Origin of the sequence: Streptomyces sp. NBC_00078 (assembly GCF_026343335.1) — a bacterium.
In the GTDB taxonomy this organism is placed as follows: Bacteria; Actinomycetota; Actinomycetes; order Streptomycetales; family Streptomycetaceae; genus Streptomyces.
The window spans coordinates 6649574-6667602 of sequence record NZ_JAPELX010000001.1 but is presented as its reverse complement, the minus strand read 5'-3'; the positions used below and the strand labels follow the sequence as shown (position 1 = coordinate 6667602).

The window sequence follows — 18029 nt, the reverse complement described above, 5'->3', positions numbered from 1 at the left end:
GTCCTGAGCCCTTCGGCTGTCGTAGGTTCTACCCAGATGAGAGATACACCCCGCCCACAGGGGACTGTGGGCGACATCAGGACGGGGCCTCCCCAGCTTCGGCCTGGTCGTGCCCTCGCGCACACACACGGAGCTTCCAGCTCCGGATCTCCTCACCGATCGGACAGTCGCCCGCCCCAAACCCCCCGGGGTGGGCGTCGATCCGATCTGATCGGCCGCCCCGGAACCACCCCCCCTGTTCCGGGGCGGCCGGCCTCCTTCCTTCTCCTTCTCGGGCTTCCCGCCCTTCTTTTCGCGCTGATCACCTGGCAGGTCGTCTCCGACGGCCTGCTTCTGCGCGTGGACCGAAGGGTCAGCCTCGCCCTCGCGCACCCGGACCGCTTCTCCGAGCTTCTCTCAGACCTGGGCAATGTCCAGGTCGCGGTGCCGGTGCTCGCCGTCGTCCTGGCCTACGCGGCCTGGCGGGGCCGGACGTCCGGGATGTACCGCTGGTGGCTGCCGCCCCTCGCGGCGGCTCTCGTGATGGCGCTGGTCCCGGCCCTGATCGTGCCCCTCAAGGCACTGATCGACCGCCCGGGCACCCCCGTGATGCCCCCGGCGACCGGCTACTACCCGTCCGGCCACACCGCGACGTCCGCCGTCGCCTACGGCTCGGCGACCCTGCTCCTGCTCCCCTGGCTGCGCACGGCTTACGCCCGCCGCGAGCTGGTCATCGCCTGCGCCGTCGTCACGTTCGCCGTCGGGTTCGGCCTGGTCCGGCGCGGCTACCACTGGCCACTGGACGTCGTGGCCAGCTGGTGCCTGTGCACGGTGCTGCTCACGTCTTTGTGGATCTTCCTGGTTCGCGTCGGCCACACGGCCGGCCGACGCGAGAGCGCCACGGAGGACGAGTAGACCTCTGGCCGTCACCGGCCCGTCATGTGCCCTCCTCGCACGCCAGGCCCGCTGCCGCCTCGTGCATCGCCAGTTCGAGGAGCGCGGGGTCGGTGAGGGTGCCCGAGCCGTCCGGCGGGACCAGCCAGCGCACCCCACCGGTCGACCGCCCCGGGTACGGCACCACGATCCAGGTGCCGGCTCCCGCGGTGCGGATGCCGGTCCCGAGCCAGCGGGCCGCTGTGCCCGGGGGCACGAAGAAGCCCATGCGCGCGTCCCCGAAGTCGACCAGGACCGGTCCCGGCCGGTCGAGGACGCGGGTGAGGACGTCGAGCGTGGGATAGCCGAGCCGGCTCGGCAGGATGAGTACGTCCCAGGCCTTGCCTGCGGGCAGCAGCGCGATCCCCAGGGGGTTGCGCTCCCACTCCCAGCGGCAGGCCTCGGGATCCGGAGCGACGGATGCCAGCCACTCGACCGCCGTTTTCGCCCCATCCATGAGGAGCCTCCCTGTCTCTCCTTGACGCTGATCGCGTCATGGGAGAGAGGGAGGTCCACCGGCAGGCATTACGCGGGTTTCCACACCCAGTTGAAGTGAGCTGGATCACACTGGATCGCGTTCAGCTGTCGAACCCGAGGCCCACCCTGTCCATCGTCCGCAGCCAGAGGTTGCGCCGGCCGCCCTGTGCATCGGCGCGGGCCAGCGACCACTTGGTGAGCGCGATACCGGTCCAGGCGAAGGGCTCGGGCGGGAACGGCAGGGGCTTCTTGCGGACCATCTCCAGCTCGGTGCGCTCCGTGCGCTCCCCCGCCAGCAGGTCCAGCATCACCTCGGCACCGAAACGCGTGGCACCCACGCCGAGACCCGTGTAGCCCGCCGCGTAGGCGACGTTGCCGTGGTGTGCGGTGCCGAAGAACGCGGAGAAGCGCGAGCAGGTGTCGATCGCGCCGCCCCAGGCGTGCGTGAAGCGGACGCCCTCCAGCTGCGGGAAACAGGTGAAGAAGTGCCGGGCCAGCTTGGCGTACGTCTCCGGGCGGTCGTCGTACTCGGCGCGCACCCGGCCGCCGTAGTGGTGGACCGCGTCGTAACCGCCCCACAGGATCCGGTTGTCGGCGGACAGCCGGAAGTAGTGGAACTGGTTGGCGCTGTCCCCGAGGCCCTGGCGGTTCTTCCAGCCGATCGACGCCAGCTGTTCGTCGCTCAGCGGCTCGGTCATCAGCGCGTAGTCGTAGACCGGGACGGTGTACGCCCGTACGCGCCTGACCAGGTTCGGGAAGATGTTGGTGCCGAGCGCGACCTTGCGGGCGCGGACGAAACCGTAGGAGGTGCGTACGGCCATGCCGGCGCCGTACGGCTTCAGGGCCAGGGCCGGAGTGTGCTCGTAGACGCGCACGCCGAGCGCGAGGCAGGCACGCTTCAGGCCCCAGGCGAGCTTGGCCGGGTGGAGCATGGCCACGCCCCCGCGGTCCCACAGGCCCGCCTGGAAGGTCGGCGAGTCGACTTGTTCCCGCACCGCTTCGGCCTCCAGGAACTCGACGCCGTCGGCGAGGCCCTCGCGCTCCATCTCCTCGTACCAGTCGCGCAGTTCCCGCGCCTGGTACGTCTCGGTGGCCACGTCGATCTCGCCGGTGCGCTCGAAGTCGCAGTCCAGCGAGTGGCGGGCGACCGCCTTCTCGATCTCGTCGAGGTTGCGGGCGCCCAGCTCCTGCAGTGTGCGGATCTCGTCCGGCCAGCGGGTCAGTCCGTTGGGCAGGCCGTGGGTGAGGGAGGCGGCGCAGAAGCCGCCGTTGCGGCCCGAGGCGGCCCAGCCCACCTCGCGGCCTTCCAGCAGGACGACATCCCGTCCGGGGTCGCGCTCCTTGGCGATGAGCGCGGTCCACAGTCCGCTGTAGCCGCCGCCGACGACCAGCAGGTCGCAGGTCTCGGCGCCGGTGAGCGCGGGCTCGGGGTGGGGCTTGCCGGGGTCTTCCAGCCAGTACGGGACCGGCTGTGCGTCGGAGAGTGACTTTGTCCAACTAGGGGGTCTGGGGGCATTTCCCCCAGAATTCAGGGGCATGGCGCCTGGGGCCATGATTTCAACTCCCTACAAGGTTCTGCGGTTATGCCTTCTGCTTGTTGCGGCGATTGCTGATAAGCATCGAGGAAAGCACGAGCAGTACGGCGACGAGGAACATGGCCGTACCGATGACATTGATCTGGACGGGCGTTCCGCGCTGTGCCGAGCCCCAGACGAACATGGGGAAGGTGACGGTCGAGCCCGCGTTGAAGTTGGTGATGATGAAATCGTCGAAGGAGAGCGCGAAGGACAACAGCGCGCCCGCGGCGATCCCGGGCGCGGCGATGGGCAGGGTGACGCGCAGGAAGGTCTGCGCGGGACCGGCGTAGAGGTCCTGCGCCGCCTGCTCCAGGCGCGGGTCCATCGACATCACGCGCGCCTTGACGGCGACGACGACGAAGCTGAGGCAGAACATGACGTGGGCGATCAGGATCGTCCAGAAGCCCAGCTGGGCACCCAGGTTGAGGAACAGGGTGAGCAGCGAGGCCGCCATGACGACCTCGGGCATCGCCATCGGCAGGAAGATCAGCGAGTTCACCGTGCCCCGCGCGCGGAACCGGTAGCGGACCAGCGCGAACGCGATCATCGTGCCGAGGATCGTGGCGCCGGCCGTCGCCCAGAAGGCGATCTGGAGGCTGATCGACAGCGACCCGCACATGTCGGCGACCCCGCACGGGTCCTTCCAGGCGTCCGTGGAGAACTGCTGCCACTGGTAGTTGAAGCGGCCCTTGGGTTTGTTGAAGGAGAACACCGTGACGATGACGTTCGGCAGCAGCAGATATCCGAGCGTCACCAGTCCCGCGATGACGACGAGATGGCGCTTGAGCCAGTTGACGACAGGCATTTAGACCAGATCCTCCGTCCCGGCCCGGCGAATGTAGATGGTCACCATGAGCAGAATCGCTGCCATGAGGATGAAGGAGAGGGCAGCGGCCGTCGGATAGTCCAGAATTCTCAGGAACTGGGTCTGGATGACGTTTCCGATCATGCGGGTGTCGGTGGAGCCGAGGAGTTCGGCGTTGACGTAGTCGCCGGCCGCCGGAATGAAGGTCAGCAGCGTTCCGGAGACCACACCGGGCATCGACAGCGGGAAGGTCACCTTGCGGAAGGTGGTCCAGGGCTTGGCGTACAGGTCGCCGGCCGCCTCGTGGAGCCGCCCGTCGATGCGTTCCAGCGAGGTGTAGAGCGGCAGGATCATGAACGGCAGGAAGTTGTACGTCAGTCCGCAGACCACCGCGAGCGGGGTGGCCAGCACACGGTCGCCGGAGGTCCAGCCGAGCCAGTTGGTGACGTCCAGGAGGTGCAGCGTGTTGAGGGTGCTCACCACCGGTCCGCTGTCCGCGAGGATCGTCTTCCAGGCGAGGGTGCGGATGAGGAAGCTGGTGAAGAACGGCGCGATCACCAGGACCATGATCAGGTTCCGCCAGCGGCCCGCGCGGAAGGCGATCAGGTACGCGAGCGGGTAGCCGAGAACGAGGCACAGGATCGTCGCGGCGCCGGCGTACAGGATCGAGCGCAGGAACTGCGGCCAGTACTCGGACATCGCGTCCCAGTAGGTGGCGAGGTGCCAGGTGACCTTGTAGCCCTCCTCCAGGGAGCCCGTCTGCACGGACGTGGAGGCCTGGTAGATCATCGGCAACGCGAAGAAGATGACCAGCCACAGGAGACCGGGGAGCAGGAGCCAGTACGGCACCAGGCGGCCCCGCTTGCGCGGGGGCTTCTTCTCGGGGACCGGCGCCAGGGGTGGCGCCTCACTGAGCGTGGCCATCAGGCGGCCTCCTCCTCGACCTCGGCCACCCCGGCGGAGCCCACTGTCCCAGCAAGCAGGGACTGGTCCGCGTCGAGGCCGAAGGTGTGTGCCGGGTTCCAGTGCAGGACGACCTCGGCGCCGGGCACCAGCCGGGCGTCGCGGTCGATGTTCTGCGCGTAGACCTCGAACTCGGGACAGACGGGGCTGTCGATGACGTACTGCGTGGAGACGCCTATGAAGCTGGAGTCGGCGATCTTCCCGGTGATGCGGTTGCGGCCCTCGCCGATCTCACCCGCGTCGTCGGCGTGCGTGAGCGAGATCTTCTCGGGGCGGACGCCGACCAGTACCTTGCCGCCGGTCGTCGTCGGCGCGGAGCAGCGCGACTCGGGCAGCACCAGCTTGCCGCCGCCCGCCCTGAGGACGATGTCGCCGCCGCTCCTGGAGTCGACCTCGGCCTCGATCAGGTTCGAGGTGCCGAGGAAGTTGGCGACGAAGGTGGTGTCGGGGTTTTCGTAGAGGTCGGCGGGCGAACCGAGCTGTTCGACGCGGCCCGCGTTCATCACTGCGACCGTGTCGGCCATGGTCATGGCCTCCTCCTGGTCGTGCGTGACGTGGATGAAGGTGATGCCGACCTCGGTCTGGATGCGCTTGAGCTCCAGCTGCATCTGACGGCGCAGCTTGAGGTCGAGGGCGCCGAGCGGCTCGTCTAGGAGGAGCACCTTCGGGGTGTTGATCAGTGCGCGGGCCACCGCGACGCGCTGCTGCTGGCCGCCGGAGAGCTGGTGCGGCTTCTTGCGTGCCTGCTCGCCGAGCTGGACCAGCTCCAGCATCTCCTCGACCTGCTTCTTCACGCTCTTGATGCCGCGCCGGCGCAGGCCGAAGGCGACGTTCTCGAAGATGTCGAGGTGCGGGAAGAGGGCGTAGGACTGGAAGACGGTGTTCACCGGCCGCTTGTAGGGCGGCAGTTGGGTGACCTCCTGGTCGCCGAGGTGGACGGTGCCGCCGCTGGGCTCCTCCAGGCCGGCGATCATGCGCAGGGTGGTGGTCTTGCCGCAGCCCGAGGCGCCGAGCAGGGCGAAGAAGGACCCCTGCGGCACGGTCAGGTCGAGCGGGTGTACGGCGGTGAAGGAGCCGTAGGTCTTGCTGATGCCGGAAAGGCGCACGTCGCCGCTGTTGTCTGTGGTCATCTTCGTCACGCCCCTGTGAGCTTCGCGAACTTCTGCTGGTAGGCCGTCTCTTCCTTCGAGCTCAGCGAGCGGAAGGCCACGGACCTCGCCTGCATGGCCTTGTCGGGAAGGATCAGCGGGTTGTTCGCCGCCGACTTGTCGAGCTTGGCAAGGTACGGCTTGACGTCCGCGACCGGACTCACGTAGTTGATGTAGGCGGCGAGTTCGGCGGCCGGCCCCGGCTCGTAGTAGTAGTCGATGAGCCGCTCGGCGTTCGTCTTGTGGCGCGCCTTGTTGGGGATCAACAGGTTGTCGGTGGACGTCATGTAGCCGTGGTCGGGGATGACGTAGCCGACATCGGGGTTGTCCGTCTGGAGCTGCACGATGTCGCCGCCCCAGGCGACACAGGCCGCCAGGTCGCCCTTGCTGAGGTCGGAGGTGTAGTCGTTGCCGGTGAAGCGGCGGATCTGGCCCTTGTCGACGGCCTTCTGCAGACGGGCTATCACCGCGTCGTAGTCGTCGTCGGTGAACTTCGCCGGGTCCTTGCCCATGTCGAGCATGGTCATGCCGACGGTGTCACGCATCTCGGTCAGCAGGCCGACCCGGCCCTTGAGCGCGGGGTTGTCGAGCAGGTCGGAGACCGACTTCACCTCGACGCCGTCGAGTGCCTTCTTGTTGAACGCGACGACGGTCGAGATGCCCTGCCACACATACGAATAGGCGCGGCCCGGATCCCAGTCCGGGCTGCGGAACTGGTCCGACAGGTTGGCGTAGGCGTGGGGCAGGTTGGCCGCGTCCAGTTTCTGGACGTAGCCCAGGCGGATCATGCGGGCGGCCAGCCAGTCGGTGAGCACGATGAGGTCGCGCCCGGTGTCCTGGCCCGCGGCGAGCTGCGGCTGGATCTTGCCGAAGAACTCGTCGTTGTCGTTGATGTCCTCGGTGTACTTGACCTGGATGCCGGTCCGCTTGCGGAACGCGTCCAGCGTCGGGTGGCGCTTGCCGCTGTCGTCGACGTCGATGTACTCGGGCCAGTTGGAGAAGTTGATCACCTTCTCCTTCGCCGAGTGGTCGTCGGCGGACACTCCGCCCTGCGATTTGCCTGCCGCTGGGATCCCGCAGCCGCTCAGCGCCACCATGCCGCCGGCGGCAAGCGCGCCGCCCGCGGAGGCGCGCAGCACCGAACGGCGGGTCATGGCGGCCCGTCCGTTGCGGAGACTGCGTCGCACGGCGGCCGCTGTGGCCGGTGACAGGCGGTCGGGCTCGTACTGCTCCATGCGCGTGCTGCCCTTTCGGGAGGTGGCGGCCGCCTGTGGACGACCGTCAGGTTCTGCTATCGGTCCCCGAAGACGGTGCGGTGCCAGTCCTTCCTGGCCACCGCCGTGTTGTCGAACATGACGTGCTTGATCTGCGTGTACTCCTCGAAGGAGTAGGTGGACATGTCCTTGCCGAAGCCGGACGCCTTGTAGCCGCCGTGCGGCATCTCGCTGATGATCGGGATGTGATCGTTGATCCACACGCAGCCCGCCTTGATCTCACGGGTGGCGCGGTTCGCCCGGTAGACGTCGCGGCTCCAGGCGGAGGCGGCGAGGCCGTACGGGGAGTCGTTGGCGAGCCTGATCCCATCCTGGTCGCTGTCGAACGGCAGGACCACCAGGACCGGCCCGAAGATCTCGGACTGGACGATCTCGCTGTCCTGGGCGGCGTCCGCGACGAGGGTGGGGCGGTAGTACGCACCGTTCTCCAGAGCTCCCCCGGGAGCCTCGCCGCCGGTCACCACGCGCGCGTAGGAGCGCGCCCGGTCGACGAATCCGGCGACGCGGTCGCGCTGGAGGTGCGAGATCAGCGGGCCGAGGTCGGTGCCGGGGGCGAAGGGGTCGCCGAGCCGGACGCTCTCCATGAGGGCGGCCGTCCGCTCGACGAACGCGTCGTAGAGCGGGCGCTGTACGTACGCGCGCGTGGCGGCCGTGCAGTCCTGGCCGGTGTTGATGAGCGCACCCGCGACCGCGCCGTTGGCGGCGGCCTCCAGGTCGGCGTCGTCGAAGACCACGAAGGGGGCTTTGCCGCCGAGCTCCAGGTGGATGCGCTTGACGGTCGCGGTGGCGACCTCGGCGACACGCTTGCCGACGGCGGTGGAACCGGTGAACGAGGTCATGACGACATCGGGGTGACCGACCAGGTGCTCGCCCGCTTCCCTGCCTGTGCCGGTGACGATGTTGATCACACCGTCCGGGAGGCCGGCGTCGGTCGCCGCCTGGGCGAACAGCAGTGAGGTGAGCGGGGTGAGCTCGGCGGGCTTCAGCACGATGGTGTTGCCCGCGGCGATCGCCGGGAGGATCTTCCAGGCGGCCATCTGGAGGGGGTAGTTCCAGGGCGCGATCGACCCGACGACACCGATGGGTTCACGGCGTACATAAGAGGTGTGGTCGCCGGAGTACTCACCGGCGGACTGCCCCTGCAGATGCCGGGCGGCGCCCGCGAAGAAGGCGGTGTTGTCGATGGTGCCCGGCACGTCGAACCCACGCGTCAGCTTCAGCGGCTTGCCGCACTGGAGGGACTCTGCGCGGGCGAATTCCTCGGCGCGGTCCGCGAGCACGGCGGCGAAGCGGTGCAGCGCGTCGGAACGCCCGCCGGGCGTGGTGGCGGCCCAGCCGGGGAAGGCCTCGCGCGCGGCCGCCACCGCCGCGTCGACGTCGTCGGGGCCGGCGAGTTCGTATGTGTACACCTCGTCGCCGGTCGCCGGGTCGACGACCGCGTGGGTACGACCGGAGGTGCCCTTGGTGAGGCGCCCCGCGATGAACTGCGCGCCGTCCGCGAAGCGGTCCTGCGCCGGGAATCGTTCCGGGATGGTTTGACCCGGGTTGTGCATGTCGCTCTCCTCCGCCGTCGCCCCGCGGCTCATGAGGTGGGTGGCGTAGCTCCAGCTCGATTTGACTGCCGATCCTGACAGAGCTGATGCCGTCCAACAAGTGATTCCGTTGTTGCCTTTTGGTTACGCGACGGAATCTGTCGACCAGGTGTCGAGTGAGCTCGGAATAGGAGGGACGGAGTGTCAGTGGTGCCTGCCAAACTCCCGTGCATGGAAGAGAGCACGGGCGGGATCGCGGGGCGGATCGCCTCCCGGGAAGCCCTGGTCAGGGAAGTCCGCGCCGGCGCCCGGTTCAAGTATCTGCACTTCTGGGGTCACCGGGCACGGGTGGACGGCCGGGTGGCGTCGAGCTGTATGAGTCAGTGGTGGCCGGCGGCGTTCACGGTGGACGGGACGGCGTATGCGACGGCCGAGCACTGGATGATGGCGGCCAAGGCGCGGCTGTTCGACGACGCGGAGGCGGAGCGGCAGGTGCTGGCGGCGGACGATCCGTCTCTCGCGAAGAAGGCGGGGCGGCTGGTGCGCGGCTTCGACGAGGAGATATGGAAGCGCGAGCGCTTCGCGATCGTGGTCGAGGGCAGCGTCCACAAGTTCACCGCGCACCCGGATCTGCGGGAGTTCCTGCTGGGCACGGGCGACCGGGTCCTGGTCGAGGCGAGCCCCATGGACCGGGTGTGGGGCATCGGCCTGGCAGCGGACACCGAGGCGGCGATGGATCCGGAGCGGTGGCGGGGGGCGAATCTGCTGGGGTTCGCCTTGATGGAGGCGCGGGGGCGACTGGGCGCGGGTGCCTGAGCCGGCAGGCGCGGGTGCCGTAGCCAGCTCGGCGAGGTGCCTGAGCCGGCAGGCGCGGGTGCGACTGGGCGAGGGTGCCGTAGCCAGCTCGGCGCGGGTGCCGTAGCCGGCAGGCTCGGGTGCCGGCCTGAACACACAAGGTCCACCCTCTCGGGACCACCCGCTCGGGACCACCCGCTCGGGACCACCCGCTCGGGACCACGAGAGCCCGGCGTCGCCGGGCAGCCTGTCCCTCAGAGGTGGGCGATCCAGGCCGCGATCATGACCGCGCCGAGCACGGTGCCCACGGCGCCGCAGATGATCCCCGCGAGGGCCTGACCAGGGTTCGTCGACTCGCCCCGGCGCGCCCTGCCGCGGCCGATCACGCCGAAGATCACAGCCAGTACACCCAGCACGACGGCGATCGGCCACAGACAGAAGACGACCACCGCGATGATGCCGAGCACGAGGGCGGCGGTGCCCATGCCGTTCCTGGGCATGGGCGTCATGCCGGGCCAGTTGTAGTAGCCGGGTGCGCCCTGGGACTGCGGGAGGGGTCCGCCGTAACCGGCCTGGGGCGGATAGCCGTAGCCGTACGGGACCTGGCCGGGGCCGTCAGGGGCGATGGGCGGCGGCGGGATCGGCTCGCCGTGGGCATGAGGGGCGAAGGGGGCGGCAGAGCCGCTTGCGTGCGCCACGGGGCCGGGCGGGGCGAACGGATTGGCCGGAGCGCCCATCGGAGGCATCCCGCCGGGCGGGGCGAACGGATTGACCGGACCGCCCATCGGGGGCGTCGGGCCCTGTGGGGTGAAGGGGGCGGCCCAGGGCTGGGAGGGGGGCGGTGTGTCGTCGATGCCGGGCAAGGACGTGACCGTCAGCTGGTCATGGACGGAAGGCCGCGGCGGGCTGGCCGGGCCGGGCTCGTCGGCCCCCTCACCCGGGCCGTGCCCGGCGACCGTGTACCCGGCTCCCTGGCCTGCGACCGTGTGGCCGGGGCCCGCCTGGGCGTCGGTCGCCGGTGATGCCCAGGGGTTCGGTTCCGGGACGGGGGCGGCGGGGCGGTCCGGCTTGGCCAGCGGGACCTTGGGGGCCGCGTCGCGCGAGCCTGCCTCCGACGGTGCGGCCCACGGGTCGCGGGCGGCCGGCGTCTGCGCGTCGTCGGACATGCACGTAATCCCCTCTGTCGAACGTTCCGTCATGCTACGGCCCGAGCCGGGAGGCCCCGGACCGTGGCCCATGGCCCATGGCCCATGGCTCGGGGCTCGGGGCTCGGGGCCCATGGCCCGGGGCCCGGCGCCCGCCCCGCCCTGTCTGCCCTGCCTCACCCCGCCCCGCCCCGCCCTGTCCCACGCGACCACACCCCCACACCGCGAACCGAGCCCCCGGCCTACGATGATCCTGACCCACCGATCAGCCGATCACCCGCGCCCCGCCAGGCCGAAGCGCCGAAGCCGCCCGGGGCGCCGTTCCGGGGAGGAACTCTTGACCGAGCATCTCGACGTGTCCGCTGTCGTGCCGCGTGACCTGCACGCCTTCATCGCCGGACTGCCCAAGGCAGAACTGCACGTCCACCACGTCGGCTCCGCCTCCCCCCGGATCGTCTCGGAACTCGCCGCCCGGCACCCCGACTCCAAGGTGCCCACCGACCCCGAGGCACTGGTCGACTACTTCACCTTCACGGACTTCGCGCACTTCATCGACGTATATCTGTCGGTCGTCGACCTGATCCGCACCCCGGAGGACGTACGGCTGCTGACGTACGAGGTGGCCCGGGATCTGGCCCGGCAGCAGGTGCGGTACGCCGAGCTGACCATCACGCCGTGGTCCTCGACCCGGCGCAACATCGACGAGCGTGCCTTCATGGACGCGATCGAGGACGCGCGCAAGGCGGCCGAGGCCGAGTTCGGGACCGTACTGCGCTGGTGCTTCGACATTCCCGGCGAGGCCGGCCTGGAGGCGGCTGAGGAGACGACGCGGCTCGCGACCGACGACCGGCTGCGGCCGGAGGGGCTGGTGTCGTTCGGGCTCGGTGGGCCCGAGATCGGGGTGCCGCGGCCGCAGTTCAAGCCGTACTTCGACCGGGCCGTCGCCGCCGGTCTGCGTTCCGTGCCGCACGCCGGGGAGACCACCGGCCCCGAGACGGTGTGGGACGCCCTCACTCACCTGCATGCCGAGCGCATCGGACACGGCACCAGTTCCTTCCAGGACCCGAAGCTCCTCGCGCACCTTGCCGAGCACCGGATTCCGCTGGAGGTCTGCCCGACGTCGAACATCGCCACGCGCGCGGTCCGCACCCTGGACGAGCACCCGGTCAAGGAGTTCGCCAAGGCCGGGGTCGTCATCACGATCAACTCCGACGACCCGCCCATGTTCGGCACCGACCTCAACAACGAGTACGCGGTCGCCGCCCGCCTGCTGAAGCTCGACGAACAGGGTCTCGCGGCCCTCGCCAGGAGCGCCGTCGACGCCTCCTTCCTGGACGAGGCGGGCAAGGTCCGGATCCGCGAGGAGATCGACAGCTACACCTCGGCGTGGCTCGCCCCCTGACGCCCTCCACAATGGGGCCATGCAGAACGTGACCGCCGTGGCCCACCGCGGCGACCCCTACCGCGTCCGCGAGAACACGATCGACTCGCTGCGTTCCGCGCTCGACCGGGGCGCGGACGCCGTCGAGATCGACGTACGACTCACCAAGGACGGTGTCCCCGTGCTCCTGCACGACGCGACGCTGAAACGGCTGTGGGAGCACGAGCGGCCCCTCGGCTCCCTGTCGGCGGACGAGGTGCGCGGGCTCACCGACGGCCGGGTGCCGACGCTCGCGGAGGCGCTGGCCGCCGCTGACGGCACCCGGCTGATGCTGGACCTGCCGGGGATACGGGACGTACGGGCGGCGCGCCGCGTCGTGGACGCCGTACGGGAGGCCGGGGCGGCCGAGCGCGTCTACTACACCGCGGGCTCCGCCGCGATGCTCGCCGTCCGCGCCGCCGACCCGTCCGCCGAGATCGCCCTGACCTGCACCAGCCTGGCGCCCCCGCGCCCCGCGCTGCTCTCGGCGGTGAAGCCGCGCTGGCTCAACTACCGCTTCTCCCTGGTCAGTCGCGAGCTGGCCGCCCGCGTCCACCACGACGGCTACCTGCTGTCCGTGTGGACGCCGGACACGCGCCGTTCCATGCGCCGCCTCATCGGCCTCGGCGTCGACTCGATCACGACCAACCGCGTCGATGTCCTGTGCGCTCTGCGCTACGGCGGCTACACCCGCGAGCGCTGAGCCACCGTCGCCGGATCGGCCGGCGTCGCACGGGTCACGTACTGCGGGACCGGAGTGTCGTCCCTGCCGGTGTCGCGGACCAGTCCGTAGCGCCTCGCGCCCTGGTCGGGGCCGGCCGTGACGTCCTTCTCCACCGCGTCCCAGGTGGTCGGGAAGACGCTCAGGCCGTAGTCGGCGCCGCGCTCGTTCACGGTGAGGGTGACGCCGCCGTCGAGGTAGAAGTACTCGTTCTGCCACATCTGCTGGGTGCCGGCCTGCGGTACGGCGTAGCCGACGGTCGAGTCGCCCATGCCGGTGGCGGAGCGGTCGGTGTCGCTGACGTGGTCATCCATCCGGCGGCCGCCGCCCGAGGCCACGTGGAAGAGCTTTCCCTTCAGGCCGGTCCAGGCAGGCATGACCAGGCCGCCCGACCGGTACTGCGGTGAGATCTGCCAGCGGACCAGGACATAGCCCTGGCCGGTGAGCGTCACGCTGTCGCCGCGGTGGTTCATCACGGCGTGCGCCCCGCCGGTGCTGGTGACGCCGGACGCGGGCCGGTGCGGGAGCGCGCCGGGCGAGGTGTCCGGGTCGGGCGCCTTGTCGACGGCGTCGACGACGCTGCCGTAGAGCTCGGTCTTCTGCTTCGCCACGGAGGGGGACACCGAGGGCGACGGGGAGGGCGTGGGCGAGGCGGAAGGGGGCGGCGGGCGGTGGGTGCTCGCCGTAGTGGGGGTGACCGCCGCGTGCGGGGGCGGGGTGCCCGGGGTCTGCGTGACGACGTACGCGCCGCCCGCGACGACGGTCGCCGCCGCCGTGACGGCGACCGCGGGCTTGGCCAGGATGCCGAGCACCTTGGCGGACCAGCCGACGGAGGTGGCGGCCGCCGCCGTCTTGCCGCCGAGAGCCAGCGACAGGGTGAAGCCGGCCGGGACCGGTACGAGCGCGATGCCGACCAGGAGCCGCTCCGCCGGTACGACGGACGTGCGCGCGTCGCCGCAGTAGGCGCAGCCCCTGATGTGCCGGGCCAGCCGCTTGCGCCAGACCGAGTCGGGCCGCCCGTCCCAGCGGCCGGTCAGCTCCCGCAGTGCGGGGCACGCCCCGTCCAGTGCGCGCACGATCCCGCGCGAGGTCTCCAGGCGTTCCTTCATCCGCTGGACGCGTACGGCGGCGTGCTGCCGGCTGATGCCGACGGCCGCCGCCAGGTCGCGCCGGGTCAGCTCGCCCGCGACCTCCAGCCACCACAGGGACAGCAGTTGGCGGTCCTCGTCGTCCAGCCAGCGCACCGCCTCCGCCACCTCGCGCCGCTGGCCCTCCAACTGGAGTCGCAGCACGGTAAGTTCGGCGAAGTCGGTGGCCTCCCTGGCGGCGCTCTCGTCCAGTTGCCGGGTGGCTCTGCGGCGCGCCCGGTCAAGTATCTGCCGCATGGCGATCGCCATCAGCCAGGACCGGAAGCTGTCCGGGTCGCGCAGTGAGCCGAGGTTGCCGACGGCCCGCAGCATGGTCTCCTGCACGACGTCGTCGACGTCGGCGTGGCCGTTCAGGGCGCGGCCGACGACGTTGTAGACCAGCGGCAGCCAGCCGGCGACGAGTTCCTCCAACGCGTGCCGGTCACCGGCCTGCGCGGCGGCGATGGTGGCACGCCACTCCCGCCCGGCCCTGTCTCCCACGTCTGCCCCCTCCCAGGTCATACGCCGTCCGACCGCACCTTCTCAGCTCGGCCCGGGCATGCGGCCATGTCCGAGGTCACGGTGCGGTCCCGGTGCGGGCGGTGCAAGGGAGCTCCCGGGTGTGGGGGAAACGGGGGTCGCGAGGGGAGACGGGCTGGAGGCTGACGGGATAACACTTTTTTCGCCGAGCGGATCGTGCAGGCCGCCCTCAAGCAGCGCCACCGGGCCGGGATCCGGGGCAGCGGTCAGCGTCTCCCGTCGCTTGATCTTCTTCCGGACGACGTACAGCGGGAGCAGTGCAGATGACGGGAGCACACCGAAGACGCCGAAGACGCCGAAGGACATGCCGGCCACCGTCCACCGGAAGGGGATGCAGCGGATCGGTCCGCAGAACGTGTTCACAACCGTCCCGCGCGAGCCACCTCGCTTCCGTGGTGGCTACCGGCGGGGCGCGCTCGACGGCGTCGCGACGGCCCGGGACCCGGGCGCGGACGGCTGGACGGAGGCGGATCGGGAGGGTATCGGAGTAACCGGCGCGACGGTGGGGCTGGACGGTTCGGCCGCGCTCGGCTCTCTGGTCGGTCCGGCGCTCGGTCCGGCGGTCGGTCCGGCGGTCGGTCCGGCGGTCGGCGGGGCGGAACGGGACGACTGGCCGGGCCCGGCACTCGACGGTGCGGGCGTCGCCGTCCGGGGCGGCGGGTTCGAGGGGCTGCTCGCCGGGGGCGGGGCGAGAGGCACCGTCGGGGAGCCGGGCGCGTCGGAGGCCGTCAGGCGCAGCGGCAGTACGACCAGGGCGGCGACACCGCAGGTCAGGGCCGCACCGGCGGCCGCGCGCAGCATCCTGCGGCGGGACGCGCCGCGGCGGATCGCCTCGTAGTGGCCGGGGGGTGGGCCGAGATGTTCGGCGGGGGGCCGCAGGATGACGGTGAGCGGGTCGTCGGGGTCGTGGTCCGGGCCCTCGTCAGAGTGTGTGATCAAGGCTTCTCCTCAGGTGGGCGCGGAGCAGTTCGCGGGCCGCGTGGAGGTCGGCCTTGACGGTTCCTTCCTTGCGTCCGGTGAGCACGGACACCTCCCGGATCGGCATGTCAGCGTAGTAGTGCAGGAGGATCGGGATGCGCAGTCGTTCCGGGAGGGACTGCACGAGCAGGCGCACCGAGGGGTCGGCCTGCTCGGGATGCGGGGTCACCGCGGCCTCGGTGGTCGCCCGGCGTACGGCTCTGCGTTCGCGCTCCAGCTTGCGCCAGTGGTCCCGGACGAGGTTGGCCGCGGTGACGTAGAGAAAACCGCGCGGCTCCGCGACGGCCGTCCAGCGCGCCCAGAGCCGGGTGAACGCCTCCGAGGCGATCTCATGCGCCGTCTCGTCGTCGTCGACCAGCCGGCGGACCCAGCCGGCGAGACGCGGGTAGAGGGCGGCGAACAGCTCGGACGCGGCCTTCTCGCGGGACCGTTTCAACGTTCTCCCGGGTCGTGGGGCACTTGCGGGGGGACTCGTGGCGTTCACCACTCTCAAAGCGCACGTGGCGCACGTGGCGCACGTGGCGCACGTGGCGCACGTGGCACTCATGACGCTCACGGGGGAAGAGCCCGGACCGACGGCGTACGTTCCGTCGGCCCGGGATCCCGGTTTGGATTCGGCCGACGGCCGGCCGGTCAAGGGCTCGACGGGCTCAGTCCCGTGAAGACGATCTCAGCGCCGCGAAGACGATCACGTTGTCGAGGTATCCGTCACCGCTCCGTTCGCCGCCGCACGTGATCAGCCGCAGCTCCGGCCGCTTCACGTTCCCGTACACCTCCTTCGACGGGAAGGCGGCCTTGGCGACCGTCCGCACGTCGGTCACGGCGAACACCGCAGCCGTGCCGTTCTCCAGGCGCGCCACGATCCGCTCCCCCTTGTGCAGGTCCTTCAGGTGCCGGAAGACCCCGTCTCCGTAGGCGCCGACCGTGACATGGCCGAGGATCACCGACGGACCGGTCTGCCCCGGCGTCGGGGAGTGTTCGTACCAGCCCGCGCGGTCGTGCGCCGCGATCGGCGGCACCTGCACGGTGCCGTCCGCGGCCAGGCCCAGCTTCATGACCGGGGTGTCGACCCCGATGGCCGGTATCCGGAGCCTGACCGGGGTCGATCGCCCCACCGCGGACACCGGCCCGGCGTGCGGTGGCGCGGAGGACGACGGTGCAGAGGACGACGAGGCGGAGGACGACGCGTCGCTCGCCCGGCTCCCGTCCGGGGAGTTGCCGTTCGTGGCGCCCGGGCCGCCGCAGCCCGCGAGGAGCGCGGCGAGCGCCGCGGCGGCGAAGGCGCGCCTGGAGAGCGGACTCATGCCCCGTTCGCCCGCCGGCGGCGCACGATGAAGACCGCGCCACCGCCGAGGGCGACGGCCGCGGCGGCGCCCCCGCCGATCAGAGCGCCCGCGCCCGACGAGTCCGAAGAGGTCGGCGCCACACCGGTGTTGGGCGCACCGCTCGGCACGATGGAGACCTGACCGGGCGACGGCGCCCGGGTCGGGGCCGCACTCGGCACGGCGCTCGGGGTGGTGCTCTCGGCGGGGGCGGACGTGGGGCCGGCGCTGGGCGCGCGGGTCGCGGAGGGGACGGGGCTCGGAGCCGCGGACGCCCCGTCGGCGAACGCGGGCACCGCGCCCGCCAGCACGGCGGTGCACGCAACTGCCAAGGCACTGAGGCCGGTTCGGCGCATGAATCGCTCTCTTTCGTCGGTCCGCCCGGAAGTCGGCCGGGCGGGCTGTGTCACTGATCGAGCGAAGAGACGAGGCAGCCATGACCCAGGTTGTAAAGAGATCGCAAAGTCAGCGGCTTCGGTTGGGCGATTCGTGACGACCGTGTGCGCGGGTCTTGAAGGAGGCTTGCGGCGCTCCTCGGCATGACGTAGTTACGTGAATCATGAACCTGTTCACCCGGGGTGCGTCCCTGCGCCGCCCGGCTCCCCCCACCCCGTCCACCGCTCCCGCTTCGCAACGGCCCCATCAGCCACCGGCGTTCGCCCCGACGACGAACCTGTCGGATCCCGCACAGGCGGCGTTGACCGGCGAGTGGATGATCGACCCGGCGCACAGTCGTATCGGTTTCTCCGTCCGCCACGCCCTGGTCACGACCGTGCGGGGAGCGTTCACCGAGTACCAGAGCCGGCTCTACTTCGACGGCCGAGATCCATCCCGTTCACGCGCCGAGATCGTGCTGTCCACCGCGTCGGTCGACACCGGCGTGGAACAGCGCGACGCCCATCTGGTCCACCGCGACTTCCTGGACGCGGCGACCTATCCCCATCTGCGCTTCGTCAGTACGGCAGTGCAGCTCGTGGGCAGCGACGTCTACCGCATGCACGGCGACCTGACCATCAAGAACGCCACCCGGCCGGTCGACCTGGAACTCACCTACATAGGCCATGTCACCGACCCGTTCGGGGACGAGCGGGTGGGCTTCGACGGTACGACCACCATCAACCGCTCCGATTGGGGCCTGACCTACAACCAGCGGCTGAAGGAGGGCGGTGCCATGGTGAGCGAGAAGGTGCGCCTCCAGTTCGACATCGCCGCCATCCGTATGACATGACACCGCGCGGCTGACGGCCGACCGGATCCGTCCTCGGCCCCGGACCGGACGCGGCGGGAGCCACG

General features: G+C 70.7%; 18 protein-coding genes. 6 read left to right on the top strand and 12 right to left on the bottom strand.

Going from position 1 to position 18029, the window contains the following annotated elements; translation table 11 throughout:
• Positions 1-36 precede the first annotated feature (36 nt).
• Positions 37-894, top strand: coding sequence for a phosphatase PAP2 family protein (locus OOK07_RS31470; protein ID WP_266685141.1), 858 nt, complete (start codon positions 37-39; stop codon positions 892-894).
• A gap of 22 nt (positions 895-916) precedes the next feature.
• Here the strand turns inward: OOK07_RS31470 and OOK07_RS31465 are convergent, their stop codons facing one another.
• The 7 genes from OOK07_RS31465 to OOK07_RS31435 form a co-directional block, all read right to left on the bottom strand.
• Positions 917-1369 (bottom strand): bifunctional DNA primase/polymerase, encoded by a 453-nt coding sequence (locus tag OOK07_RS31465; RefSeq protein WP_266685140.1) that lies wholly within the window; start codon positions 1367-1369, stop codon positions 917-919.
• A gap of 121 nt (positions 1370-1490) precedes the next feature.
• Positions 1491-2942: an NAD(P)/FAD-dependent oxidoreductase gene (locus tag OOK07_RS31460; protein ID WP_406312650.1), complete on the bottom strand. Its 1452-nt coding sequence runs from the start codon at positions 2940-2942 to the stop codon at positions 1491-1493.
• A 28-nt stretch (positions 2943-2970) separates the two neighbouring features.
• Positions 2971-3771, bottom strand: coding sequence for an ABC transporter permease (locus OOK07_RS31455; protein WP_266685139.1), 801 nt, complete (start codon positions 3769-3771; stop codon positions 2971-2973).
• A complete protein-coding gene (locus OOK07_RS31450) occupies positions 3772-4695 on the bottom strand; it encodes an ABC transporter permease (RefSeq protein ID WP_266685138.1) in 924 nt (307 codons plus the stop codon).
• Positions 4695-5864: an ABC transporter ATP-binding protein gene (locus OOK07_RS31445; RefSeq protein WP_266799811.1), complete on the bottom strand. Its 1170-nt coding sequence runs from the start codon at positions 5862-5864 to the stop codon at positions 4695-4697. The genes OOK07_RS31450 and OOK07_RS31445 overlap by 1 nt, the downstream gene beginning before the upstream one ends.
• Positions 5865-5869: 5 nt before the next feature.
• Positions 5870-7117, bottom strand: a complete 1248-nt coding sequence (locus OOK07_RS31440) for an ABC transporter substrate-binding protein (RefSeq protein ID WP_266685136.1) — start codon at positions 7115-7117, stop codon at positions 5870-5872.
• Positions 7118-7173: 56 nt separating this feature from the next.
• Complete coding sequence (locus OOK07_RS31435; protein WP_266685134.1) at positions 7174-8709, bottom strand: gamma-aminobutyraldehyde dehydrogenase; 1536 nt, start codon at positions 8707-8709, stop codon at positions 7174-7176.
• A gap of 210 nt (positions 8710-8919) precedes the next feature.
• On the opposite strand from OOK07_RS31435, the gene ybiA reads away from it, so the two are divergent.
• Entirely contained in the window at positions 8920-9504 is a 585-nt protein-coding gene (gene ybiA / locus OOK07_RS31430) for a riboflavin biosynthesis intermediates N-glycosidase (RefSeq protein WP_266799809.1), read from the top strand.
• 233 nt (positions 9505-9737) lie between these two features.
• Here the strand turns inward: ybiA and OOK07_RS31425 are convergent, their stop codons facing one another.
• Entirely contained in the window at positions 9738-10649 is a 912-nt protein-coding gene (locus OOK07_RS31425; RefSeq protein ID WP_266799807.1) for a DUF4190 domain-containing protein, read from the bottom strand.
• A gap of 316 nt (positions 10650-10965) precedes the next feature.
• On the opposite strand from OOK07_RS31425, the gene OOK07_RS31420 reads away from it, so the two are divergent.
• Both OOK07_RS31420 and OOK07_RS31415 read left to right on the top strand, forming a co-directional pair.
• Complete coding sequence (locus tag OOK07_RS31420) at positions 10966-12030, top strand: adenosine deaminase (RefSeq protein WP_266799806.1); 1065 nt, start codon at positions 10966-10968, stop codon at positions 12028-12030.
• A 19-nt stretch (positions 12031-12049) separates the two neighbouring features.
• Positions 12050-12751 carry a glycerophosphodiester phosphodiesterase gene (locus tag OOK07_RS31415; RefSeq protein WP_266799805.1) on the top strand — a complete coding sequence of 234 codons (702 nt, stop codon included), beginning with the start codon at positions 12050-12052 and terminating at the stop codon, positions 12749-12751.
• Here OOK07_RS31415 and OOK07_RS31410 read toward each other — a convergent pair.
• Complete coding sequence (locus OOK07_RS31410) at positions 12733-14418, bottom strand: RNA polymerase sigma factor (protein ID WP_266799803.1); 1686 nt, start codon at positions 14416-14418, stop codon at positions 12733-12735. The genes OOK07_RS31415 and OOK07_RS31410 overlap by 19 nt on opposite strands.
• Before the next feature lie 322 nt (positions 14419-14740).
• Here OOK07_RS31410 and OOK07_RS31405 point away from each other — a divergent pair, with 322 nt between their 5' ends.
• Positions 14741-15274: a hypothetical protein gene (locus tag OOK07_RS31405; RefSeq protein WP_266802338.1), complete on the top strand. Its 534-nt coding sequence runs from the start codon at positions 14741-14743 to the stop codon at positions 15272-15274.
• 84 nt (positions 15275-15358) lie between these two features.
• Here the strand turns inward: OOK07_RS31405 and OOK07_RS31400 are convergent, their stop codons facing one another.
• The 3 genes from OOK07_RS31400 to OOK07_RS31390 form a co-directional block, all read right to left on the bottom strand.
• Positions 15359-15850, bottom strand: coding sequence for an RNA polymerase sigma factor (locus OOK07_RS31400; protein ID WP_266799801.1), 492 nt, complete (start codon positions 15848-15850; stop codon positions 15359-15361).
• A 214-nt stretch (positions 15851-16064) separates the two neighbouring features.
• Positions 16065-16718, bottom strand: coding sequence for a class F sortase (locus OOK07_RS31395; protein WP_266685123.1), 654 nt, complete (start codon positions 16716-16718; stop codon positions 16065-16067).
• Positions 16715-17092 carry a Tat pathway signal sequence domain protein gene (locus OOK07_RS31390; protein ID WP_266799798.1) on the bottom strand — a complete coding sequence of 126 codons (378 nt, stop codon included), beginning with the start codon at positions 17090-17092 and terminating at the stop codon, positions 16715-16717. Before OOK07_RS31390 ends, OOK07_RS31395 begins: the two co-directional genes overlap by 4 nt.
• Before the next feature lie 203 nt (positions 17093-17295).
• Between OOK07_RS31390 and OOK07_RS31385 the strand changes: the two genes are divergently transcribed.
• Entirely contained in the window at positions 17296-17964 is a 669-nt protein-coding gene (locus OOK07_RS31385; protein ID WP_266799796.1) for a YceI family protein, read from the top strand.
• Positions 17965-18029 lie beyond the last annotated feature (65 nt).